The sequence below is a fragment of the Paenibacillus ottowii genome, assembly GCF_050516475.1.
Classification (GTDB): domain Bacteria; phylum Bacillota; class Bacilli; order Paenibacillales; family Paenibacillaceae; genus Paenibacillus; species Paenibacillus ottowii.
Genome location: NZ_CP191577.1, coordinates 5,453,087 through 5,476,968 on the forward strand (window position 1 = coordinate 5,453,087; position 23,882 = coordinate 5,476,968).

Here is a 23,882-nt window from a genome sequence, read left to right on the forward strand (position 1 = left end):
CTTATTCCGTATTAAATGTTACTTACTGATCAACCTCCCTGAAGAACTCTATCATTTCGCTAAATGATTGCTGGGCTGAATATTCGTGATATCGGGGAGAGTACGGATCGCTGAATCCGTGCTGTCCGCTGAATTTATGTACCCGGATATTATGATTGTCTAAAGTTGAAATGAGCTCATCCACATTAAATGATCGTTCTTCGTGTGGAAAAAAAAGCAGTGTTGGACAATGTGAAGTTATTTCTAAATAGTTTCGAATACGAGAGCCATAGTATCCTACGATTCCATCAACATATTTTTCTTGGCTACACAGCCAGGCCATCGTTGCCCCGATGCTAAATCCGACGATCAATACCTTTTTATAGCGAGCTCGAATACTTAATAGTAAACTTTTGATATGATAGGTAGCGCGTTCAAATCCTATATTACCCATAAAATGGGCATAGGCAGCCTCCTCTTGCGAATAGTCAAAAGGCGTTTCTTTGCCTATTAAATTGGGACAAATGACGTCATAACCCTCATCCGATAATAAGCTACAAAAATTTTGTATATGCTGGTTAATCCCATAAATCTCATGCAGCACGACAATTAGTGTGTCCGACTTTTTATCTATACTTATCATATTGTTCCTCCAACCAGGTTTGAATATGGGAAAACAAATCTTGCATGCCATTCTATCATTTGCAGCAATAATTGTTTACAGTCTGTATCCCGTTGCTTGGCTACCCACATATCATGGCGCAAAATTTGTTTAGCCACATATAGAGATGCGAAGCAATACATATTAACAACCTGTAGAAAGGCCCTTTCAGATATCGGAGGCGTACGTGAGATTGTTGTGGTTTGAGGGATGATTAGGTGTCCATTTCCCGTCTTATCGAGCAGCATCCTTACCCCCCGCTGAAATCCTTTAAGAATACGCCCATTATTAATGATATGATCCAGATCGGACGTATGACGAAATACAAAATCAACCTCAGCTCTTGGGTTAAAGAGAACGAGTTTTTCCGGCTCTCCTTTTACCGTTTGAAATGCAAAACTGGTCTCATCATTAGAAGTGCCCCATTCCGATATACGCTCCTCAAGCACTTGATAAGCATTATTCACACTTTCTAGCCTCCCTTTTTTAGAAAATACTATATCCAATATGAACATTTCGCTATATTTTTTTAGTTGAAATTCAATGAGATACTTCTGATGCACACACTCATCAAATCAAATTCCTCATCTTTATCCTGTGATATAATTCCTTCAATATCATCGTATGGAAGGATGGTGCAGATGTCGGAGCAGCAAGTGTACGTCCGATTCCCAGAAGAGGTGGACGTCGCAGAATTGACAGCAATGTACAGACGCAATCGGGAGTTCTTTGATAAGTTTTCACCAGAACACCAAGAAGACCACTATACGGAGGAACACCAGCTCCAAACGATTATTAAAAGTAAGGCTGACATGGCGGAGGATCGGAAATATTCCTTCGTGGTGTGCCACAAAGAGGACGACCGGATTATAGGCAGCATAGGTCTATCTTTTGTGGTGAGGGGACCTCTTCAAAGCTGTATGATCGGATACAGCTTAGACCAAGCTTATAACGGCAAGGGTTATATGACGGAGGCGGTAAAGCAGGTGGTTCGCTACGCTTTCGATGAACTAAAGTTTCATCGGATCGTCGGAGAAGCCTCTCCCCGGAACCCAGGGTCCATCCGTGTACTTGAGAAGGCTGGCTTTCACAAAGAAGGTGTTTCTCGAAGCAACGTAAAAATTAATGGAAAGTGGGAGGACCATCAGGTTCTGGCGATTATAAATCCAGAAGATATCTAAGCTTTCAGGGTAAACATTCGTTTAAGCACTGGAGGTAGTAGATAGGAGTGCCAAATTACAATATTCTATTATTGTAATTTGATTTTCAGTAAATTCTAAGGAGGTTATTATGAATTATCAATCCATCAAACTGAGTGAAAAGTTATCTAAGTTTAGTGAACACTGGTCTCCGAAAGTTATTGGTGAAATGAATGACTACCAATTTAAATTGGTGAAAATAGTGGGAGATTTTGTATGGCATGATCATCAAGATACCGACGAGGTCTTTATTGTACTTGAAGGCGAGATGTTCATTGATTTTAGAGACGGGCGTGTACAGGTTTCCAAAGGTGAAATGTTTATTGTACCTAAGGGAGTCGAACATAAACCCTTCGCACAGGAAGAGTGCCATATCATGCTAGTAGAGCCGAGAGGTGTAGTAAATACTGGAGGGACGGAGTCAGAATTAACGGCAGCCAATGACATTTGGATTTAAATACATGAAAAGAAGAATTAATCAAATGGCAACAGCGGCAGCCTAAGACTTTATTTTTAAGCCTTGGTTCACCGCTGTTTGATTTATTTTTCTTATACGCATCTAATTCCGGAATTGTGCCGGAGTTACTAGATCGTTCAGGATTAGATCATCTAGGTTCTTCTCCTGCTACAAGATCTACGCGAAATTCAAGCTGATCTCTCATGAAAATTTTTCCTGATATCTTGACTGATTCTCGCTTAATCTCCTCTACTATTCCCCCGTAATCCTCAAATGTCACACGTAGTTCCTCATCAACGGATACCACATATACATGCGCCTGGACCAAAGCGGCTCCAAACAACTCCATGTCGGTCTTCAGTCTTTTATATGTACGTTTCACAACGATCACCTCAAATATTTACATTCGGTAAATTATATATCGATTCCTTCTGCAACAAGCATTCTGCCTATGTTATCTCTTATTTCTCACGCAAAAATTAAATTCCAAAATATTACTTACATTTGAATATATATCATTTAATGTTTGGACAACTATCCCAATCCAGTTCTATAATTCACTTGTTATTACATAATTTTAGGAGGAAGTCATGAAAAATAAAATGTTTAAAAGAATGGGGAGTATCTTGTTAGCCCTACTTATTGGAGCTTCGGTGTTTTCTTTATTCCCTACAGTTTCGAGAGCTGAAACAACAAATGTAACTTGGTCAGATGGGTCTTTAGAAAGAACTGTCACGAAATTTAATGAAGGTGACAAAGCAACTATAGGAAAAACCTCAGGTAAATGGTACTGGGAGATAACTATAAAAGGTGATGGCATAGCTTCCATAGGAATTACCGGAGAAACAGGTACTTTGCCATCGTCATCATGGGACGTGATAGCAAACTATGGGCTCTATCCTGAATTATTAATAAAAACCCAAAAAACATCAAATTTAGTTCAGAGATCTGCTTACGGTAGTAAGTTTACCGACAAAGACGTGGTAGGGGTAGCTCTAGATTTAGACAACGACAAGATCACATGGTATAAAAATGGGGTTTCTCAAGGATTAAGCATTGCCAAACCTTCGGATCTTGCTGGGTCACAAGTTTTTCCATTGATTATAAATGGTACAGCAACAGAAAAAACACTTATTGCTAATTTTGGAGCTAGTTCCTTTAAATATCCAATTCCTGAAGGGTTTTTGCCTTACCAAGATTCGAGTACATCTACAAAACCTGGGTCGTCTACAACACCTGATCCATCTGCAACACCTGGATCGTCTACAACGCCTGGATCATCTACAACCCCTGGTTCGTCTACAACACCTGGGTCGTCTACAATACCTGACCCATCGGACACAGATGGTTCTTCACAACCTACTGGTGACCGCGCCATTCTAACTGTAACGATGGACAATGGATTTGATAAAGAATTCGATCTGAGTAAAAAAGAATTGAATGCCTTTATTGCTTGGTACGACGCTAAAGATGCTGGTAGAGGCCCTTCATTCTTCGCCATTGATAAGCACAATAATAACAAAGGTCCATTCAGCAGCCGTAAAGACTACGTAATCTTCAACAAAATCCTCACCTTTGAAGTAAGCGAGTATTCAACTAAATAAACAATAAGAGGGACTCTATATGGTTAAATACCAGTGGAGTCCTCATTATATTACTCAAAATCAAACTTTGTTTACTAATGTTATTTCTATAGATTACGAACAATTCTTTTTTCGCTTTTGTACGAATACTGAACAAATAAAAGAGGACTACCCATGAAAAAACTATTACCTATTCTACTTTCTCTATTCTTTCTTCCTTGGTTCGCACAAATAACACATGCAGCAACACCAGAAGCAACCAGTCTAATACCTAAAATGACGTCAAACACTAGCCCTTCAGGTGAAGTCACCAATAGTGCCGCATACAGCGGTCTTGAAGGATATAAGGCATTTGATGGAAAGCCGAACTATAGCATGGCTGGAAATTATACCTCATGGGGAACGTCGCTTAAAAATGGGTGGCTTGCTTATGAGTTTCCAACTCCGAAAATTGTTACTAAGTATGTTCTTTATTACGGAGGCTATTCTACTAACAGACCACCAGATGCTGGTAAAGATATGCCTAATACTTGGACTTTCGAGGGGTCGAATGACGGAAAAAATTGGACCGTTCTTGATAATAAAACCGAATATGTTTTTACCGAAGGAGCTAATGAATTTTCACTTAATAATAAAGATCAATTTAAAACCTACAAAATAAATATTGCTAAAAATAATGGAGCTACTGGCAAGGAAGTTAATCTGTCCATTCATGAAATGGAAATGTGGGGTTACGACCCCGCCACTCAAACTCCCGATCCTGTAGTTCCAACACCAAACCCAGATCCCACACCAAGTCCTAATCCTGATCCGTCTGATCCAGCCGAACCAACACAACCTACTGGTGATCGCGCTATTCTGACTGTAACGGTGGACAATGGATTTGATAAAGAATTTGATCTGAGTAAGAAAGAATTGAACGCCTTCATCGCTTGGTACGACGCTAAAGATGCTGGCAGAGGCCCTTCATTTTTTGCCATTGATAAGCACAATAACAACAAAGGTCCATTCAGTAACCGTAAAGACTACGTAATCTTCAACAAAATTCTCACATTTGAAGTGAGTGAGTATTCAACCAAATAAACATAAGGTTTGCAACACGCTCATTTCAATAAAAAAGCGCAGCCTCCAAAAAGCATGGAGGCTGCGCTTATATTTTATTAAACTGCTCATGAATGAGTACTAATAACAAACCTAAACTTGGCTTCCAACTTGATTTGGATTAATATCCATATTTTTAGTGTACACCTTGTTATTAATGAGACTGATGATACTGTTAACAATAATTGAAGTAAGTACCGTTAACAATATTAACCACAACAAGATCAAAATAGATACCTTGGGAAAGAAAACAATACTCTGAAAATAATAAAAACAAAAAAGGTGCCCCACAAAAAAAGCCTTCCATAGCCACCTTTGGGGTGATTATAAAAAGCCAATCTGCTTTGCGGCGACTGCACCACTTGCTTAAAATTTTTCTGGAAACTGTTTGACGATGCCTTCTGTCAGAATGTCCGCTAAATGAATCATATGGATCTCATTTTTATCGGTTGCTGCAATATCTGCTTTCCAGTCTCCTTTGATACAGTTAAGGACTATTTCCGTTATCAACTGAAGGTGCGTGTACAGCATATCTTGTAGCGTTTTGAACTGCCAGTTCGGATTCGCTGCACTTAAAAATTTGGCGATATCATCGGCGTTTGTGTGCCAAACTGCTTCTAGCTTTTTCACGTCTGCCTGATTGCCCGCTTTGGCAGCCGCTACAATTTTTCCTGCAATCAGAATATGTTCTCTCAGAAGATCAGCTAGCTTATTACCAGCAGCTTCCCCATAATAAGGCTTGATCACATTGCCAATATCCTGTTGGTTCCGTAAAAGTCGGTCCAATACGTCTTTCTGGTCTGGACGATTAGATACGGCACTGACAATATAGCTTCTCGTCCATATGGTATGATCGATCCATACCTTCTGCATATCGACCTTCAGCTGTACCATTTTGGGACTTAGGCAAGTGGTGCCCTTTTCCTCCCCCTCCTTCGCTTGCACGACGACTAATGGAGTCATGCTAAAGACGAGCGCCAAGGTTAACGACAATGCCAGTAACCATTTATTTTTCACATTCATCTGCTCCTCTTACGTTTGGAATAAACAGGTTGTCTTATTATGGTTGAAATATCAGATTTTATACTATACTTACAACCATCTTGCAAAAACATAATTTCGTATTTCAAAACACAAAAAAGGCCTGCCGGTACTTGCCAGCAGAGCCCAAGACTCCATGATCCAAGTAAAAAAGTAATTCTGATGAACAAGCTACGTTCTGAACCACCCATATAGTCGTTTCGATGCTAAATCCTTTTGGAGAATAGGCCATGCCGATGGGCATGACCTATTTTGCCCGGTGGACCGTCAGATTGACCCGATTCGTTTCACACATAAATGTGGAGAGATGAACAGGCTCATCGTTTGCGTCAAAAGCAATTTTTAATATCCGGAACAAGTTCGCCCCGATATCACATTCAAGCAATTTCGCATAATCTTTGGTTGCACCGATCACATCAATGATCTTGTCGTTGCTCACGATCTCGGTGTTATACTCCTCCGACAGAATCTTGTAAGTCGATTCTTTCATTGCGATCTTCTTTTCCAAATCCGGAAATCGGGTGAGCGAATAATGGGCTATATCATAGAAAAGCGGGCGGTCATCTACATACATCAACCGTTCAAGCTCCAACACAGGGCTGCCTTCTTCAATAAGAAGATGTCCAGCCACCTCTTCAGACGCCGGGATTACTTCGCTTCTTAATATCCGTGAGTTTGGAATCATGCCCAGCTGGTGGCTGAACTCTGAGAAACCGCTTACGGATAACAGTTCATTATGAAATTTGTTGGAGGCCACAAAGGTGCCTCTACGAGGAATTCGCGTCAGGGTTCCTTCCCGCACGAGCTCCTCAATCGCTTTCCGTATGGTGATTCGGCTTACACTATAAATATCACAGAGTTCTGCTTCCGTTGGAATCTGTTCATCCGGTTTGTATCGTCCGTCCTGGATATCGTTCTTCAACATTTGCCTGATCTGCATGTACAGCGGCTGGGGGGTTGAAGGATTCAAATTCATGGTAAATTCATCCTTATCCATCAATGATTATAATAAGTATTATACATTGATGATCATCTCCAGTCACCATGCACCGAAATAACCTATCGTCTTCCCAGCTGTGATTGCTCCTAGCTCCAGGCAGTCCTTAACTGAAAGCCCTTTCAATCGACCGTAAATGAATCCGGCAATGAAGGAATCTCCAGCTCCCATCGTATCTACGACGTTCACCTTACCCACGCCGTGCGGAAAGAATTGTTCCCCGTCGTAAGCAAGCGAGCCGTTCTCTCCCAAGGTAGCCACAGCAATCTGCGCTCCTCTTTGCTTGACCTCTACCAAGAGTTGGCGGATATAGTCATCATCCTGAGTGTACGAAAAGAACGGATAGTCTACGTAGGGCGTTAACGTCTGTACCCGATCATCCTGCAACTGGTCCGAGAAATCAAAGGAAGTGATCAGGCCCTTTTCCTTAAAGAGAGGAAAGTACGGATCGGCATGACCCCATATCCCCGAGTGGACAAGCTGATAATGGCCAGCAAAATCGAGTTCTTCTGCTGTAAGGAAAAATTGTGCATTAACTCCCTCATCGTAATCGCCGAACCTCCGGTCATTCTCCACCATCTCCACGTAGGTTATCGCTGTTTTTCCGTCCTTTTTTGAAATCCGAGAAGTATCCACGCCCTTGTCCTGAATAGCCTGGATCATGATCTCCCCATAAATGTCGGTGCCCACCCAACCCAGATAGGCCGTCTTTGCACCCATTTCAGTTAAATAGACGGCCACATTCACCGGATTGCCTCCAGGATAAGCCTTGCCGCTTGCTTGATAGACATCCATGCAGTTATCCCCGACTGTAATGATTCTCATCTTGCTCCCGCCTTCCCTGCTATTAAAGAATGAGCACTACAAAGTAGTGCTCAAATCAAATGCATCAATATAGAATGAACTAAAGACTGTGTATCTTAATATTCCATTTGGCGATAGTATCTTCTAAGTGTTAACGGATGATTTCTCTCACGTTCCAGGTAGGCGCTGATACGGCTTAGTACAGACCAGTTGATACTTACGGCAAAATGCTTTCTGAATTCCTCGCTGATGCCTTCCAAGGCAAAGTCTTTGGTATCAATAATCGTCAGTTTCTTCGTAATCTTCTCGGCGAATCTCTCCACCCGGTCCATCAGAGGTCTGGTCTCATCTTCGCCTTTCAACAAAATAACACTGGTCTCTTCAACCACAAGCTCAAGCGTGCCATGGAAGAATTCCGCCGCATGAATCGACTTGGCATGAATCCACTGCATTTCTTCCAGGATACACATCGCGTAGGAGTACGTATTCCCCCACAGGTTGCCAGAGCCAACCATCATATGATAGTCAGTATCTTTATGTTCTTTTGCAAAAGCTTCCGCTTTAGGGTCAAAGGTTTTGACTGCATCCAGAATCGCACGCGGCAATAAGGCAACTTCCTTCGTAAACTGCTCATATTGAGGGAACTCATTGTTGTTATACATGAACCGGAACACAACCATGTACAGGAGCATGAAGAATGTATCGAAGGAATGTTTCTCCGAGCCGGTTGTGATGCAGTGATCTACAATTTTGGTTAATGGAGTATCCCTTTCCGCCACAAGTGCAATCGTAGTCGCTCCCCGTTCCTTACAGAACTCGGCTGCCGCAACGGTCTCCTGCGTAGTTCCCGACACAGATGTAAAAATACATACGGAATTTTTACTGAAATGTCTGTTGTTCATCACCATAAACTCAGCGGCAATCTCAGCATGCACATCAATGGTCGAGTTTGATTTCAGAATATACTCATATGGATACATCATCGCAATTGTGCCACCCGCACCAATCAGAAAAATATTGCTGTACCCTTTCTTGGCAATCCCGTCTACAATCTCTTCAATTTGTCCTCTAAAGGCCAGGCCCTCTTGTTCCACAAGCTTAAGGAATAACTGTTCATCAAAATTCAACATTTTACGTTCCCTCCCTATACTGGAGCGGTTCCTCTCCAATATCATCCAATTTTATTTGTTATATACAGTAGTATAACCAGACATTACAATTAAAACAACTCTTTTTGTAAAATATGAAGGAAATCAGTGAGTTAGAGTTGGCTCCCTTCATTTCATCTGGGCTAAATGACTATATTCCTGCTGTCATGACTGCTTTTAGATCCATACTTCTTCTCCCAGTAGTAATACACAGGCAGACCCGTTGCGATGACTATCGCCGCGGCAATCATGCCCTGCACTGGAGCCCACGTAAAGGTTCCCCAAGCCAGCCATCCTGCCCCTAGGATAGCCAGAATAGTGGTTACTCTCCACATTGGCATGCGGTAAATCGGGTTATAATCCTCTCTCTTACGGCATTTATAGACCGCGGCAAAATCCAGAATGTTAATGACCAGCTGAATCAGCGTGAAATAACCAAGCAGTTCAGTTAAATTGCTGAAGAACACAAGAATACAGGCCAACGTAACCTGGGCAATAATCGAGAAGCTTGGTGTTTCGAATTTGGGATGAACTTTTGCAAAACGCTGAAAGAACAGCCCATCCTTCGCCATGGCATACTCCAAGCGAGGCTGAAACATAATGCAAGAGCTCAAGGAACCCAGGATAACAATAATCGCGGTAACAGCTACAAAGGATGAGGCCATGCCGGATAATCCGGGAATATACTTGACGGCGTCGGACACAGCGGAGCTGGAACCCATCAGTTTATCGAACGGCATTAGGCCGGTGACACATACCGCAAGCAGCGTATATAGACCCAATACAATCAGTACCGAACTAATTAATGCCCGAGGGAGAACTTTCCCTGGATTTTTGAATTCTCCAGCCATAAAACAAATGGCGGCCATTCCCGTGTAAGCCCACGTCGTAGCAGATACGCCACCGATTAAGCTTGAACTTGTCGCTCCTGCGACGGGTGTGTAAGCAAAGTTGTCAAAGTTCATGTACATAAGGCCCAGCACAATAACAATCAGGAAAGGGATGATTTTGACAGCCGTAATAATGACTTGAAAACTACCGCCTGCCTTGACACTTCGGTAATGGATGGACGTGATGACCAAAATGATCGCTACCCCTAGCAGCTTGCCGGCAATTCCAACGAAAAAAGGGAAGAAGCTCGCCAGGTAGGCAACAATGGCCAGAGCCATAATTGAAATGGACGGAGGATCGAGGGCCCAAAAGGTTGCCCATCCGTATAGAAAGGCCAAGGGCCTCCATCCTGCTTTATTCAGGTATACGTAACCGCTTCCATTTTGCGGGTAGGCAGTTGCCAACTCGGCCAGCACCATGACCTGCGGAATCGCAATAACCCCACCAATAATCCAGGCTAGAATTGAGATCGAGGGCATACCCGCAGCTTTTGCAACATCACCGGAAGAGACAAAGATTCCGGAACCTATCGTAGTTCCAACAGCGATGGCTAGGGCCGACCAAAAGCCCAATTTTCGTGTAAGTGAGCTATTACTCATAACGAGTTCCTCCAAATCAAGGTGATAAGTATTGCATTCCCCTTATTTTCCTGACCGATTCCCTAAGTGCTTCCTGCGGATTCTGATAATAATTGAACCCCATAATTTCTAGTGTACAAGCTCCCTCGTAATTATGGTTCTGAAGACTGGTCAGATATTCCCGCCAATTCAACACCCCATCATCTAGAGCCAGATGCGCATCAGACGAGCCGTCACCGTCAATCAGGTGAAAATGAACCATCTCCGGGAGTAGGGAGAAATAATCTTCGGGTGTCTCGCTAGCGAGTTGCATCGCTACGGTGTCGATCATCCCTTTTAATGACGGGGAACGGATCTCCTCCAGCATCCTCTTGACTCCCTTAGCATCGATAATTAGATTCGATTCGAATCGGGTCAGAGGCTCCAACGCTAAAGTCATCCCTTCCTTTTCAGCCACCCTAGATATCTGATAAATGGAATCGCTCGCATATTTCCATGATTCGAATTGCGGTACAGCGAAGTCTCCTATTCCTGAAGTCACAAGCATCATATCGGTCTCCAGCTCCAGCGCCGCGTACAGATTATCTAGGAAGTAGTCGATGCTCTTCTGCCGTAGCTGGAGGTCAGAAGCGGCAATATTGAAGGGATAGACACACTGTTCCGGCGTATAACAGACGACCTTCATGTCTCGGGATTTCAGCTGCTGTCTCACACGCCTCAAGTTGCCAAGAACATTCCGATAGACGTACAAATGAGGCTCGCCCGCCCACAACTCGATGTGCTCGATCCCAAGCTCGGCGACTTGGTCTAGGAAGTGCTCGAAAGGAAAATGCCTGTACGTAATATTCATTCCTGCAATCTTCATCTGCTTCACCCCCTCCCATGTAAGCGCTTTTATTTGTTATGTCTTGTATTATAACTAGGAGTTACAAAGATTTCAATGTCTTTTTGAAAATAATTAAAAAGTCATTCAACTGGTTCCTAATGTGGGCTGCTCAGCTCCTATAGGGGTAAAAAAGGCAAGCCTGAACGAGTACATTTGCTCGTACACCTTATTGAGATGATCTTCCTGCTTGAGAATCTTGTCCAGTTTGAAAGCAACAACAGTGGTTATATCCATGACCTTCATGCCCTAGGTTTGAACTGACAAATTAATCAGCTTGCCTGTTTTCTGACTGGTATAAGGAACTTTATCCTTGCGTTGGTACAATTCCTTTTTGATCTTCTTTTCTTCATCGGTCAGGCCGGTTTCAAGCTTCTTGGTGCGGCGCATTGTTCGGCGTTCTGAAACAACCAAAGTCTTTAATGTTCTTTTTAACTGGTCGAGCGTATCCACCTCAATGGCATCAAACAGCGCTTGCTCCTGCTCGTTCAACATATCAAGAAAGATCGTTTCTTAAATGCCGTGCTTCAGGGCCTTTTTATTGCGGTACGGACCGCCAGGTCCGCCACTATTACCCTTGGCGTTTTGGTTACCTGGGGGAACACCGACGCGATTGCCGACTGCGTTCTTGTTCCCCTTTGGCGCTCCCCTTGGATTAGGAGTGTTCCCTTTCGTTCCATTCGGAACGTTCCCATTGGAGGAATCAAAAACGTTCCCTTTCAATTGATCCTGCCAGCGGTCCATAGACTTCCATTTGCGTCCCCTTCCCTCAGGAATAGATAGAGCGGCGGCGATGTCTTTTAGCTTCATCGCTCCGCCGCTCTCCAGCCACATCTGTTTTGTCTTATTCCGCTCGGGACTCCGTTCTCTCGCCATGTTAAACAATCACCACCCCCACGAATGTAAATGATGTGACCTTGAAAAACAAAGAAGAAAGCTCCAGACCATATGAAGGTCTGAAGCTCTCTCTTGATTTTGTTCAGTTATTATTTTGCGTCCGAAGGCAGTGAACCGGCTACGCCCCATACTTCCACATTAACTTTGTTTGAACCACCGCGGAACTGAATTGTATATCGTCCGGAACGCATAGCATCAGAACTTCTCCAAATAGTTTCACTGTTTTTGCTGATTGTCTGGCCGTCAACATACGCTTTACCAGAATCATTGTGTTCTACAGTAAAATCAACTGGGGCATTTGCATAGTTTCTAATGCGCAATTTAACATACCCGAAACCCTTAGGAACCTCGAAGGTGCCTGATGAAGTTGCACTTCCCCCTGAAGTAAAGTTAAAAGAATTTCCTAGGCTCTGAGGAGTTATTACATGGTCGCTAGTAGTTGTTGTACCAGCATCTTGAGTCACCGCAGACGATGTTGCAGAATCAGTTACAGCAGCATCTGAATCTGCAAAAATCGCACTGGGTACAGCAATAGCTCCTCCTATTAAACCTAGTGCCAAGGCTGGTGCAATAAAATGTTTTTTCTTCAAAGTTTATTCCTCCTATATTTGTATATTTAACTACCTCCTCATGCTACCAAATGATTCCATGTTTTTAATCTTTCTTACATTAAGATCATATTATTGTTTAATAAATCCATATTTATGAATCAGATAGCAAGATTATTATGTGCTTTTACAATTCATCCTTTTGAAGCTTTATATCCAACTCAATCAGACGATCCAAGTCCTGGACCGTCTGCATTTTTATATTCCCAGCTTGCAGGTCTTTGACCCACTGAGCTATACCAGCCTTAACAATCTTCCGTTACTACGCCTTGGATTCGAGGATTCCCTCAACGGTCTTCACGATCATGAATCTTTACACACGTTACTATCATGCTGGCTACTCCTGTTGTTTTTAATTTTCATGATAGAACAGTATGTAAAAACCTACGAAGTATTGCATGATTAAATCCAAAATTAGATAATAAGTTTTGGCAAGATAAAATGAGCAAGTTTCCCAACCGATGGGTCGATAAAAGGAAGATTAAAGTGAAAAGAATTCTATTAACAATTATTATGGCAACAGTAGTTCTCGCAGGGTGTGGCACTGAGGGTGAAGCACAAAATCCAATTACTACAACTCCCGAGACAGCTCAGACAACAGTTGATACCCCTGATGTCAAAGCTGCTTCTGAAACTGATTCAAACACATATATATTCGATATGACAGTAGGAGATTTTACAGAAGCGTTCAATGCCGTTGCTCAAAAATATAAATTAGATTACTTACACATATCCAAATTAAAAATAGAGCATAAAAAGTTCCAATACACTTTCAATGATGAGTTAAGCATGATAGGGACCATTGATTCAAAGCAGAAAATACAGGAAGTTATGTTAATAGGTTCTGGAGGTTTCAAAAAAAGAGTTGATGGAAATTTAATGACTGCTATGATTGCTTTAATAATGACAACAAACAGTGATTACAATTATGATAATGCACAAGATTTACTCAAAGAAATGGGAGTATTAGATAAAAATGAAAATGAAAATGTCATTGTTTCAACCACTATTAAAAACAGAGTGAAATATAAATTTAAGATTAAGAATAATGATATGACTACATTCCGTATAATAGGAACAAAGTAAAATTTCCATACGCATGAAATTTCGGTACAATATAAGCCCGATCCCTTTGCGGGCTTTTCTTTTAACACAAAACAGAACATACATTCCCAAACATTCTCAGTGCTTTTAATAAAGGAACCTTTGTAGAACCGACCAAGAAAATTTTCGGTGAAATTATGGAGGCCTGGCTCAAAGACAAAAAAACTCGGTTAAACATGGTACTTGGAAGTCCTATGAGTGGTTAGTAAACACGCGCATTATTATCATGAATTACTTCTACCCAAGTTATCTGTAAGCTCTATCAAGAAGGTTAAACCGGGCAGTAGCCTGGGGAGTTATCACACAGAATGTTGCCTGGTATGTAGACTTGCCCAAAGGAAAAAAGAAGAAGCGTCAAAGTGAGATACTTGCGCTACCCCGAGCAGAGGTAGATTTACAGAGGTAAACGGCCTCAGTTCGACAAGCTTATACCATTTCTGAAACAGGACAACATGTTCTTCCGAATCTCCAAGAAGCGGTGTTAAAAAACATTGGCGATTCAATTACAGGAGAGAGCATTAGCACTGAAGAACCCACTTTACTAGACTAAAGGGTAGAAGAATGTTAGAAGAATACTCGCTCCAACGAAAAAGCGCGACCTCCAAAAGGCTTGAAGCCGCGCTGTGCTTGGGTTTTTAGCTATGCAGGGAATTGAACCCCCGGCCTACGATTACGAGTGCGTTGAAATAGAGTTTTGATGGGTTTTACAAAGCTCCTATAGCCTGTCCAACAATAAATAGGGTTCCATCAGGTATTACAGATATCCGTATTTCGGTAGAAGATTTGGTAGAAGAAAATGATTGAGGCAATAAGACGAAACTGATACCTTAATGTTCTCTAAAGTCTCCTTCTCGTCCCCTACAAGCAGGATGATCTTTTGATTGCGGTCCCAGCCCTCCAGATGACGATTTCCCGTAGTTTAGAATTATCCTGCCCCCATAAAGTTAGGTATCTTGCTCTAAAACAAGCAGCATAACCTTTATGTCCTCTACCGCGTCTTTATCTTCAGCTCATTAATAGCTGGCATCTTACGGCTGCCTGCTGAAAGCTTGTAGACTTAACGGCGACGTTAAGCTAACGGGCAGTTTAGCGAAATTAATTATTGATTTAAAGTGAATGCCACTTTATACTTATTTTTTTGTTGAATTCTTGTAAAAAAGTGGAGAAAGGGAGTGTAAAAGTGTACCATATCGGATTAATTGGAGATTATGATGAGAAAGTCACGGCTCATGTGGCTATACCTCGAGCTATCCAATTGGTAGCAGATGAAATGGGTGTCCGGATCAGTTTCGAGTGGGTTTCAACGCCTTCGCTCAATCAAGATTTCGAACAGAAACTCTCCAAGTATCAGGCACTGTGGGCAGTTCCTGCCAGTCCATACCGCAGCATGCAGGGTGCCCTGAACGGCATCAGGTTTGCACGTGAACATCAGATCCCCTTTTTGGGTACTTGCGGTGGGTTTCAACACATGATTATTGAGTTTGCAAGAAATGTCGTAGGGCTTACTGAAGCGGATCACGCTGAGGAAAACCCTTCAGCTTCTTTAATATTAGTTGCTCCTCTCACATGCTCGGTAAGTGAAAAGATACACTCTTTTAAGCTTACTCCCGGTACAAAACTGATAGAGATTTATGGAACAAATGAGATTGTTGAACAGTATGGGATTTGTAATTACGGTTTGAACCCTGAATATAGCCTAAGGTTAGAAGAAGCTGGATTACGCATTGCTGGAGTAGGCCTTGAGGGCGAAGTTCGAATTATGGAGCTTGATCAACATCCCTTCTTTGTGGGGACCTTATTTCAACCAGAACGTTCAGCATTGAAGAATATCGTTCATCCATTGATTAAAGCCTTCCTTCGTAAAGCCATTCAATACTAATAACTTCATAGATTAAGCTAACTGGAAACGTTAGTTGAATAAAACAACGGCAGTCTAGGGCATACTTTCCCGTCCTAGCCTACCGTTATTTCTTTTATTATATTTATCAAAACATTATTTCATCGAACATTTAAAAAAGTGGATTCATAGCACCTTGAATGTCCGTCTGTAAGCAATTTTTCAACTAAAAAGCTCTGCCGCCCCATTAAGGTTAGCAGAGCTCTTTGTTATTTAACAGTTCATTTCACAAAATTAAATCCAGCATGCTTTAGTGATTATAACCAACAGAATAAAGAGTACCAAAATTGCCCCCGTCGATGTGAAAGGACAAAAATGTTTGGCCTTATGCTCATGTCCACATTCACTCACATGAACTCCTCCTTTTTTTAGATACGGTATACAGTATGTGTCATTAAAAAAAATTGACAGGGCTAAATGGCAATTCGCAAAAATGAGGTGAAAGCCTATGGATCTTTATAAAAAAAATTAGTTCCAAGATGATTACCAACAAGATGAACAATGTCAAGACAGCAACTATTGATGTCCAAACTTTTCAGTCAGTACTTCCGCAACTACTTTCAGTTCCCCTCACACGTAACGCCTCAGTTGTTACTACACAGGTTATGCGAGGAAATGTTTAGGGAATAGACTTCTAGGTAAACAAAAATAACCCACCAGCGTATGCCAGCAGGGTATCACCGATGCTTTCGGATTTATATGGAAAGTATAATCAGTTTGGGGGATTCTGTAGATACTTATATGTATGGTTCATGCTGATCACCTCAGATAGTTATTCTGCCGTATGTGTGGTAATTCCTGCACTAAAGAAAGCCCTACCAACTATAAGGTTGGCAGAGCTTTAGCTTTAAGAACCTCCAACGGTAACGTTAGGCTGAATACTATAGTGGTGGTTAATGGCTTGATCCGGCACAGTAAAAATTAACAAAAAGCTAGCCGCGATTAAAAGCACCATTTTTTTGAACATTGTTTTCCCACACCCTTTCAATAAGATTGAAATACTTAGCTTTAGTTTCAGGAACCGCATGGTCTTGAAAACGAACAAACAATCCCATGCAGTTTATAAAGTAAGTTTCATTATTTATGTTATGCGACTGTACCATTGCCAATAACAATTGTTTAAAGCCATCACTGTAACGTTCTCTGTTTAAATAATAGTAGGCCATTTCATAACCAAACCACGCGATATAATCTGGTATCACTTGTCGGGTATACATATCATCTGATGATGGTTGCTGTGAAAAAGTCGCAATTATCGTTTCAAATCGTTTGAGTATATCGTCTACGTCTATGCTAAACTGGTTTGCTGCAATTATAACATTCAATAGTTTTGAAAGCTTCTCATTCTCGTTATCGGCTGTTGTTGCAGCAATGTATTCAACATAATCCGTAAGCACACTTGTATCCCCAGACAATAGTTTATAAATGTAAGTATTACATTTCGCCCAATCCTTATAAAGATTTAGCCAATACAAAGTATCCTGGTCCGTCTCCAATACCCAGTCTAAATCCGCATAGGCGTATGTATATTGTAGAGCTTGCTGATAATCGCCTCGGGCTTCACAGACACTTGCACACAACAGGTCGGCATAGGAAATATATACAAACAACGGGCGACTTAGCTTATTGACAGACTCATCCCGCTCTCGACTCCGTTGTTCATGTTTCATTGAATATTGGATTTCCGCCTTGGCCCTCATTTTCCTCGCCATTTCGTCTACCTTGTCCCATTTACGCAAAGACCTGTACACGTTAGCTAAATCCTTTAATGCGTCAAGTTGGTCTATTTCATCTAGGCGTTCGACAAAAGCTTCAAAAACAGCTGCTGCCCTAACATTTTGGCTTTGATCATCACCAATTTTGATTGTGAATATACGATATTGGCAGACTGCCAAGCGTTCAGAATGTTGATATCTCTCCGTTTCAGCTACACCCTCATAAAGCAGCAAAGCAGCCTCATATCGTCCCTGCGACAATAATTCTTCTGCAATTTCAAATAGCTTAGGCGAATATAGCAGATTATCCATGATGGCTCCCACTACTCGACGGATTGCATCCAACTTGCCCAACTCCGCACAGCGAAACAAAAACGGCTCGATTCGCCTCATATTCGGGGGATGGTCGATGATGAAGTTTTCTATAAACAGATCATAAAAGTGACCTTCTGGTAAGCCCATAGCCTCAGTAATTAGATCAAGTTGGTTAATAGACATAGACTTATTCCCTGACACAATGGCGCTTATCGCTCCCCTATTCATGCCTGCTATATGTCCAAACTCCGTCATGCTCAAACCTTCTTGTTGTAGGTATCTATCTAATTCTGCTCGGATCGTAGGTGTATGCTTCATATCATATCCACCTTTCATACAGAAATTCCAAACATTATATATTATTGCACTCTATTGTTGTCCATAATTTAACAGTTGTCAATAACCTTCTTTTTTCATTGCAATCCTATATCCACCCTAGAATCTATTAGAATTATTCATATATTCCATAAAAAGGTTGACAATATTGATAGAATCCCTTACGCTGGTCATGCATTTACAAAATTTTCAAGTAGGCGTTTTGTTTGAAAGTAAAATTTCTACCGCAAGCTTTTCTGGCTGCAACGCTATTCATTTCTTTGGGGATCGCCTATCCAACTACCTCAAATGCCGAAAAAGGAGAGAAAATCCCTGACCGAATGTTGGCGGGTACCATCATCCAATACGATGATAATAATAATATGGTTATAGTGGAAAAAGGGACTCCGGTACCGGAACAGCAAAAATCTAAAGCTTCTATTGCCCCACTTACTGCTGAGCAACAAATAGAATCGGAAAAAGAAGAAGCAATGATCAAGAAAATCGAAGAAGACAAGACACCCCGGCCGGTATACTATATTGAAACCCCTGCCCCTCAACCTGGACTCAAAGTAATTTATGATGGTGAAGGTCTTCTCAAGGACATTATCCTGCCGAATAATGTGTCTTCGGATGTTTATGGACTTAATGCATTGCCACGCGGAACACGAAACCCAGCTGGGGATTACAGATACGGACCATCTAATAATGTAATCTCTATTAGTGGAGACCAGCATGGCTCTGTTATAGGCACAGGGAGAGGAACCAACTTCACGGACACGTATGGGGAAAATGGCAATAGACTCCAAAGAGGTGACTGTGCAACAAAAGGGGCCATTGATAATCCAAAATTCGGAACAACAATTCGGGTAAGGAATAGTGATAATGATATAGTCCACGAATTTACGAAGGCCGATAATGGGTCTCTTCCAGATGCAATCATTGATATTTGGAAAACGGGTGTAGAGGATCTAGGTTTAACTTGGCATTCGTATACTTCATTTTCAGGTAGGTACTCCTATAATTTCTAATATCTTTATAGCAAAAAGGATAGGGTCTCGTGTCCTATCCTTTTCCCCTTTCGCATTATATTCAGTTTGATTCATCACTTATTTCAGAAAGGAATGCATCGTTTTGAGAACACGCCGCTACAAATTCTTTATACTTTCCCTGCTCGTGCCAGCTTTATTGTCATCCTGCTCCCCCTCTTCTACCCCACCAGCAGAATCTGCTGTACCCCAAAAGACCCAATCAGGGGAAAAGACAGCTCTAACCGGTCAGGGCCAATATTTATCCATGACCTATACAGAATATGTGAATGGGAAGAACGCAGATCAAGGCATGGTTATGCGAGTTATGACGTACGACTTAAGCAGTAAAAAAATGACCAAGCTGGCTGATGTTCCGTATACCTCTCAATACCCGCTTTCTGTGGTGTCCTTGCCTGATCACAAAATTTATTATTCTGCTGATGTCGGTAATAAGGGAGACCAATTATTTTCGTATGACTTGAATACCAAAAAAAACGAACAGCTTACCGATAATTTGTTTGCCATCAATGATATCGTACCAACTACTCCGGATGGTCCCCTTGTTCTGGTTGCAGTCAAAAAAGGAGAGCGGATACTTAAAACTATGTTCTATAATAAAGAAACCCGTACCATGCAAGTTATGCATGATGAAAACCAGGATGAACATACTTGGTCTATAACCTATAATCCAGCAAAAAAAGCAATTTACAATTCACAGTATTCAGATAAGGAACAACGCAGAGAATTCGACATTGCCTCAAAAAAAGATACTAATTCAAGACCTGCAGACAACAAGCTTACAGAAATCAATTGCATCACCAAGCAAGAGCGTCTTATCCTCACACTAAAAAAAGAGAAAATAACTTCAATGACCAGCAGTAATGATAAACTTCTTCTCGTAACTACTAATCTATCTAATTTCGGCAATACTGTGTATAGTCTGGTTGATATTGCAACAGGTAAACGCACCAAAATAAAATTACCTATTTTATCCCGCCAATTTGTCTATATGTCCCCCGACGGCAAGGGTGTCTATTATTTGGGAAGCGCCTCTGAGAAAAATGAGGACGAAGGACGTGGCGTATATTATTATGATTTCACATCGAAAACCCAAACCCCTATCTTCATACAGAAAGAGGGTTTTATCAATAACTTCATGCTGCTGAACAAGTAATTGTTCTGATTAGCGATATGCCAAAAAGCCGGAAAGAAGCAAGCTTACGCTATCTTTCCGGCTTTCTTTATCTGCTTAGTGTTATTTTTACTAAAGAGACCAACAATTTGAATTAGCCAATATTCTTAAACAATCAAAAGTTTCCCCCAATTTTAATGTAGAAAAAGCACATTAAGGAAGATTAAAGTGAAAAGAATTCTATTAACAATTATTATGATGCGGTGATCCCGATCGGGAAACCGATTCAGAATATCCGTCTGTACATCGTGAAGGAAGGCACGGAGCAATTGCAGCCGATTGGGGTTGCAGGGGAGCTGTGCATCGGCGGTGTCGGCGTAGCCCGAGGGTATCTGAACCGTCCGGAGCTGACGGCCGAGAAATTTGTGAAAGATCCGTTTGCCGGCGGGAAAGCCGGGTACGAACGGATGTACCGCACCGGCGATTTGGCGAGATGGATGCCGGACGGCAACATTGAATATCTGGGCCGGATCGATCATCAGGTAAAAATCCGCGGGTACCGGATTGAGCTGGGCGAGGTCGAAACGCAGCTGCTGCAAGTGGAATCGGTACGAGAAGCGGTTGTCATGGCTCGTGCAGACGAAATGGGCCAAAAACACATGGTGGCCTACTATGTCGCGGGACAAGAGCTTGGAGCCAGCGAGCTGAGAAATGAGCTGGGCCGGGAACTGCCAAGCTACATGGTACCGTCCTACTTTGTACAGCTGGAGCAAATGCCGCTGAGTCCCAATGGTAAAATCGACCGTAAGGCACTGCCGGCACCGGAAGGCAGCCTGCAAAGCGGAGCTGATTATATCCCGCCGCGGACATGGGTGGAAGCGAAGCTGGCACAAATCTGGCAGGAAGTGCTGGGCCTGGCGCAGGTCGGCGTGAAGGAAAACTTCTTTGAGATCGGCGGACACTCGCTGCGGGCAACGACACTGGCCTCGAAGATTCACAAGGAGCTGCACAAGCAGCTTCCATTGCGCAGTATTTTTGAAGCGCCAACCATTGAACAACTGGCAGCTGTGCTGGAAGGGCTGGATCAGGTGGCGTATGCGTCTATTCCGGTAACGGAAGAGCGTAGCTTCTATCCACTATCCTCGGCGCAAAAACGACTGTATGTGCTGCATCAGTTCGATCCGCAGGATGTGAACTACAACATGCCGTCGGTGCTGCAAGTGAGCGGTCCGCTGGATGTGAAACGAGTGGAACAGGTATTCCGTCAACTGATCGCCCGCCATGCGACCTTGCGTACTCGTTTTGAGCTAATCGACGGTGAGCCGATGCAATGGATCGAGGACATCGTGCCGTTCGAGGTGGAATATACGAAGGTACAAGCAGAGGGTGCGACTACGGATACAGGTTGGGTCACAACTGATATGTACACCATGGTCAGCAAGGAAGCACAAGAAATGGTGCGGAGCTTTGTCCGTCCGTTTGACCTCAAAGCTGCGCCGCTGCTGCGGGTAGGCTTGGTGGATCTGGGCGTATCAGGAGCAGAGCAGGAATCCCAGCATTTGCTTATGCTCGACATGCACCATATCGTCTCGGACGGGGTGTCCATGGAGGTCCTGACCGATGAGTTTGTCCGCTTGTATGGCGGTGAAGAGCCGGCGCCGTTGCGGATTCAGTACAAAGATTATGCCGTATGGCAGCAAAGCGAAGCTCATCAGGAATGGATGCAGCGTCAGGAAGCGTACTGGCTGAGCACCTTCCGAGGGGAACTGCCTGTGCTGGATCTCTCTACGGACTTTGTCCGCCCAGCGGTACAGAGTACGGCAGGGGATACGATCGAATTTGTACTGGAGCGTGAGGTGAGTGAACGCCTAAAAGAACTGGCGGCGCAGACCGGCGCTACCCTGTATATGGTGCTGCTGGCGGCGTATACCACGCTCTTGCATAAATACACAGGCCAAGAGGACATCATCGTCGGCACGCCGATTGCCGGACGACCGCATGCAGAGCTCAGTCGTTTGGTAGGTGTCTTCATTAACACGCTGGCGATCCGCAATTATCCATCCGGCGATACACCGTTCCTGGATTATCTGCAAGAGGTCAAGGAGCAGGCGCTTAGTGCTTATGAGCATCAGGACTATCCGTTTGAAGAACTGGTGGAAAAGCTGAATGTAGCGCGGGATACGAGCCGGAATGCGTTGTTTGACACGATGTTTGAATTGAAGACCTTGGAACAGCAGGAATTCGAGCTGGAAGGTCTGACCTTGAGCTCCTATCCACTGGACAATCATACGGCCAAATTTGATTTGAGCTTGGAGGCTGTAGAGCAGCCCGAAGGTATTCTGTGCAGTCTGGAATACAGCACGGCGCTGTATAAGCCAGAGACCATGATGCGATTAGCCCAGCATTTTGCGGAAATCGTTCGAGCGATTGCAGATCATCCGCAGCAGCCACTGGCCGCTTTGAATATGGTCACCGCCGAGGAAAAAGAGCAACTTATCCACGGTTTTGGAGAAGTGGGAGTAAGAGATGTTGCTGCAGTTGATGCAGGAGCCCTGTTCCATACCTTCGTGGAAGAACAGGCTCAGCTTACACCAGATCACGTGGCGGTGGTGTACGAGGAGCAACAGCTGACGTACCGGCAACTGAACGAGCGTGCGAACCAACTCGCTCGCAGACTGAGAAATGAAGGCATTGGACGCGAGTCGATTGTCGGCATTTGGAGTGAACGTTCGGTAGACATGCTGGTCGGCGTATTGGCGGTGTGGAAGGCTGGAGGCGCCTATGTGCCACTGGATGCCGACTATCCGTCCGAACGCATCCGCTTCATGCTGGAGGATAGTGGTGCGACGGTACTGTTGACCCAGACGGGACTGCAGGAGGGTGCACAAGCATTGCTGAATGAAAGCCAACGGGCTTTGGGCGATGGAAATGTTAAGGGTGAGCTGGCGACGGCGGTTAGCGTTGAAACGATGGAAAGGGACAACCTGAATGAAGGCTTAAGCTTGAAATCGTATTCGAAGTCTGATAGCGAAACGGCATCTGAATCCGCAACGAGCTTGCGTCTGCAAACCATGCTGGCATTAGACGATGAGTCACTGTACGCCGGGGATGCCACGAATATCGAGCTGATCAATGAGCCGCAGGATCTGGCGTATGTGATCTATACGTCCGGGACAACCGGACGTCCGAAGGGCGTTATGATCGAGCATCGCAGCTTGGTCAATACGGCCGCGGCGTATCGCCGGGATTATCGTCTGGGCGAATTCCCAGTACGACTGCTGCAACTGGCAAGCTTCTCCTTCGACGTGTTCGTCGGCGATATTGCACGGACGCTTTATAACGGGGGCACGATGGTCATTTGTCCGAAAGACGACCGGATTGATTTTAGCCGTCTGCACGGATGGATTCGTGATTATCAAATTACGGTGTTCGAATCCACACCGGCCTTGATCGTACCGTTTATGCAGCATGTGCATGAACAGGGACTGGATATGAGCAAAAATACCCTCTGAAAAGAAAGGAAACGACAGGTGCTGAAAGCGAGCT

The 23,882-nt window shown here is 43.3% G+C and carries 22 protein-coding genes and 2 pseudogenes; 9 read left to right on the forward strand and 15 right to left on the reverse strand.

Going from position 1 to position 23,882, the window contains the following annotated elements:
• Nucleotides 1–22: 22 nt before the first annotated feature.
• Nucleotides 23–622: a dienelactone hydrolase family protein gene (locus tag ACQQ6X_RS25170; protein WP_305167491.1), complete on the reverse strand. Its 600-nt coding sequence runs from the start codon at nucleotides 620–622 to the stop codon at nucleotides 23–25.
• Nucleotides 619–1,107: an aminoglycoside 6-adenylyltransferase gene (locus tag ACQQ6X_RS25175; RefSeq protein WP_305167494.1), complete on the reverse strand. Its 489-nt coding sequence runs from the start codon at nucleotides 1,105–1,107 to the stop codon at nucleotides 619–621. The genes ACQQ6X_RS25170 and ACQQ6X_RS25175 overlap by 4 nt, the downstream gene beginning before the upstream one ends.
• Nucleotides 1,108–1,281: 174 nt before the next feature.
• Between ACQQ6X_RS25175 and ACQQ6X_RS25180 the strand changes: the two genes are divergently transcribed.
• Both ACQQ6X_RS25180 and ACQQ6X_RS25185 read left to right on the forward strand, forming a co-directional pair.
• The gene (locus tag ACQQ6X_RS25180) at nucleotides 1,282–1,821 is read left to right on the forward strand and encodes a GNAT family N-acetyltransferase (RefSeq protein WP_305167496.1); all 540 of its coding nucleotides are present in this window, start codon (nucleotides 1,282–1,284) and stop codon (nucleotides 1,819–1,821) included.
• 109 nt (nucleotides 1,822–1,930) lie between these two features.
• Complete coding sequence (locus ACQQ6X_RS25185; protein ID WP_305167498.1) at nucleotides 1,931–2,296, forward strand: cupin domain-containing protein; 366 nt, start codon at nucleotides 1,931–1,933, stop codon at nucleotides 2,294–2,296.
• Between the two features lie 148 nt (nucleotides 2,297–2,444).
• On the opposite strand, the gene ACQQ6X_RS25190 is transcribed toward ACQQ6X_RS25185, so the two are convergent.
• Nucleotides 2,445–2,645, reverse strand: coding sequence for a hypothetical protein (locus ACQQ6X_RS25190; protein WP_430493513.1), 201 nt, complete (start codon nucleotides 2,643–2,645; stop codon nucleotides 2,445–2,447).
• A gap of 241 nt (nucleotides 2,646–2,886) precedes the next feature.
• Here ACQQ6X_RS25190 and ACQQ6X_RS25195 point away from each other — a divergent pair, with 241 nt between their 5' ends.
• On the forward strand, nucleotides 2,887–3,900 hold the full coding sequence (locus ACQQ6X_RS25195) for an SPRY domain-containing protein (protein ID WP_305167502.1): 1,014 nt from the start codon (nucleotides 2,887–2,889) through the stop codon (nucleotides 3,898–3,900).
• A gap of 153 nt (nucleotides 3,901–4,053) precedes the next feature.
• Complete coding sequence (locus ACQQ6X_RS25200) at nucleotides 4,054–4,962, forward strand: discoidin domain-containing protein (protein ID WP_305167503.1); 909 nt, start codon at nucleotides 4,054–4,056, stop codon at nucleotides 4,960–4,962.
• A 384-nt stretch (nucleotides 4,963–5,346) separates the two neighbouring features.
• On the opposite strand, the gene ACQQ6X_RS25205 is transcribed toward ACQQ6X_RS25200, so the two are convergent.
• The 11 genes and pseudogenes from ACQQ6X_RS25205 to ACQQ6X_RS25255 form a co-directional block, all read right to left on the reverse strand.
• Nucleotides 5,347–5,997 (reverse strand): glycosyltransferase, encoded by a 651-nt coding sequence (locus ACQQ6X_RS25205; RefSeq protein WP_305167504.1) that lies wholly within the window; start codon nucleotides 5,995–5,997, stop codon nucleotides 5,347–5,349.
• Nucleotides 5,998–6,268: 271 nt separating this feature from the next.
• On the reverse strand, nucleotides 6,269–6,997 hold the full coding sequence (locus tag ACQQ6X_RS25210) for a GntR family transcriptional regulator (protein WP_305167505.1): 729 nt from the start codon (nucleotides 6,995–6,997) through the stop codon (nucleotides 6,269–6,271).
• Between the two features lie 63 nt (nucleotides 6,998–7,060).
• A complete protein-coding gene (frlD, locus tag ACQQ6X_RS25215; RefSeq protein WP_305167506.1) occupies nucleotides 7,061–7,843 on the reverse strand; it encodes a fructoselysine 6-kinase in 783 nt (260 codons plus the stop codon).
• Between the two features lie 95 nt (nucleotides 7,844–7,938).
• The gene (locus ACQQ6X_RS25220; RefSeq protein WP_305167507.1) at nucleotides 7,939–8,952 is read right to left on the reverse strand and encodes an SIS domain-containing protein; all 1,014 of its coding nucleotides are present in this window, start codon (nucleotides 8,950–8,952) and stop codon (nucleotides 7,939–7,941) included.
• 161 nt (nucleotides 8,953–9,113) lie between these two features.
• Entirely contained in the window at nucleotides 9,114–10,460 is a 1,347-nt protein-coding gene (locus ACQQ6X_RS25225) for an amino acid permease (RefSeq protein ID WP_305167508.1), read from the reverse strand.
• A 16-nt stretch (nucleotides 10,461–10,476) separates the two neighbouring features.
• The gene (locus ACQQ6X_RS25230) at nucleotides 10,477–11,304 is read right to left on the reverse strand and encodes a TIM barrel protein (RefSeq protein WP_305167509.1); all 828 of its coding nucleotides are present in this window, start codon (nucleotides 11,302–11,304) and stop codon (nucleotides 10,477–10,479) included.
• A gap of 105 nt (nucleotides 11,305–11,409) precedes the next feature.
• A complete protein-coding gene (locus tag ACQQ6X_RS25235) occupies nucleotides 11,410–11,568 on the reverse strand; it encodes a hypothetical protein (protein WP_430493514.1) in 159 nt (52 codons plus the stop codon).
• 3 nt (nucleotides 11,569–11,571) lie between these two features.
• Entirely contained in the window at nucleotides 11,572–11,817 is a 246-nt protein-coding gene (locus tag ACQQ6X_RS25240; protein ID WP_305167511.1) for a hypothetical protein, read from the reverse strand.
• An 18-nt stretch (nucleotides 11,818–11,835) separates the two neighbouring features.
• Entirely contained in the window at nucleotides 11,836–12,198 is a 363-nt protein-coding gene (locus ACQQ6X_RS25245; RefSeq protein WP_305167512.1) for a phage terminase small subunit-related protein, read from the reverse strand.
• Nucleotides 12,199–12,308: 110 nt separating this feature from the next.
• Nucleotides 12,309–12,809 (reverse strand): hypothetical protein, encoded by a 501-nt coding sequence (locus ACQQ6X_RS25250; RefSeq protein WP_305167513.1) that lies wholly within the window; start codon nucleotides 12,807–12,809, stop codon nucleotides 12,309–12,311.
• A 145-nt stretch (nucleotides 12,810–12,954) separates the two neighbouring features.
• A pseudogene (locus ACQQ6X_RS25255) lies at nucleotides 12,955–13,134 on the reverse strand (hypothetical protein).
• Nucleotides 13,135–13,340: 206 nt separating this feature from the next.
• On the opposite strand from ACQQ6X_RS25255, the gene ACQQ6X_RS25260 reads away from it, so the two are divergent.
• A complete protein-coding gene (locus tag ACQQ6X_RS25260; RefSeq protein ID WP_430493515.1) occupies nucleotides 13,341–13,913 on the forward strand; it encodes a hypothetical protein in 573 nt (190 codons plus the stop codon).
• 1,198 nt (nucleotides 13,914–15,111) lie between these two features.
• Nucleotides 15,112–15,810 (forward strand): CTP synthase C-terminal region-related (seleno)protein, encoded by a 699-nt coding sequence (locus tag ACQQ6X_RS25265; RefSeq protein ID WP_305168260.1) that lies wholly within the window; start codon nucleotides 15,112–15,114, stop codon nucleotides 15,808–15,810.
• Between the two features lie 950 nt (nucleotides 15,811–16,760).
• On the opposite strand, the gene ACQQ6X_RS25270 is transcribed toward ACQQ6X_RS25265, so the two are convergent.
• The gene (locus tag ACQQ6X_RS25270; RefSeq protein ID WP_305168259.1) at nucleotides 16,761–18,176 is read right to left on the reverse strand and encodes a helix-turn-helix domain-containing protein; all 1,416 of its coding nucleotides are present in this window, start codon (nucleotides 18,174–18,176) and stop codon (nucleotides 16,761–16,763) included.
• A gap of 224 nt (nucleotides 18,177–18,400) precedes the next feature.
• On the opposite strand from ACQQ6X_RS25270, the gene ACQQ6X_RS25275 reads away from it, so the two are divergent.
• The 3 genes and pseudogenes from ACQQ6X_RS25275 to ACQQ6X_RS25285 form a co-directional block, all read left to right on the forward strand.
• Nucleotides 18,401–19,204 (forward strand): hypothetical protein, encoded by an 804-nt coding sequence (locus tag ACQQ6X_RS25275; protein ID WP_305168258.1) that lies wholly within the window; start codon nucleotides 18,401–18,403, stop codon nucleotides 19,202–19,204.
• A 103-nt stretch (nucleotides 19,205–19,307) separates the two neighbouring features.
• Entirely contained in the window at nucleotides 19,308–20,378 is a 1,071-nt protein-coding gene (locus tag ACQQ6X_RS25280) for a hypothetical protein (RefSeq protein WP_305168257.1), read from the forward strand.
• Between the two features lie 218 nt (nucleotides 20,379–20,596).
• Nucleotides 20,597–23,848 (forward strand): annotated as a pseudogene (locus ACQQ6X_RS25285) (condensation domain-containing protein); the annotation flags it as partial.
• Nucleotides 23,849–23,882: the final 34 nt, after the last annotated feature.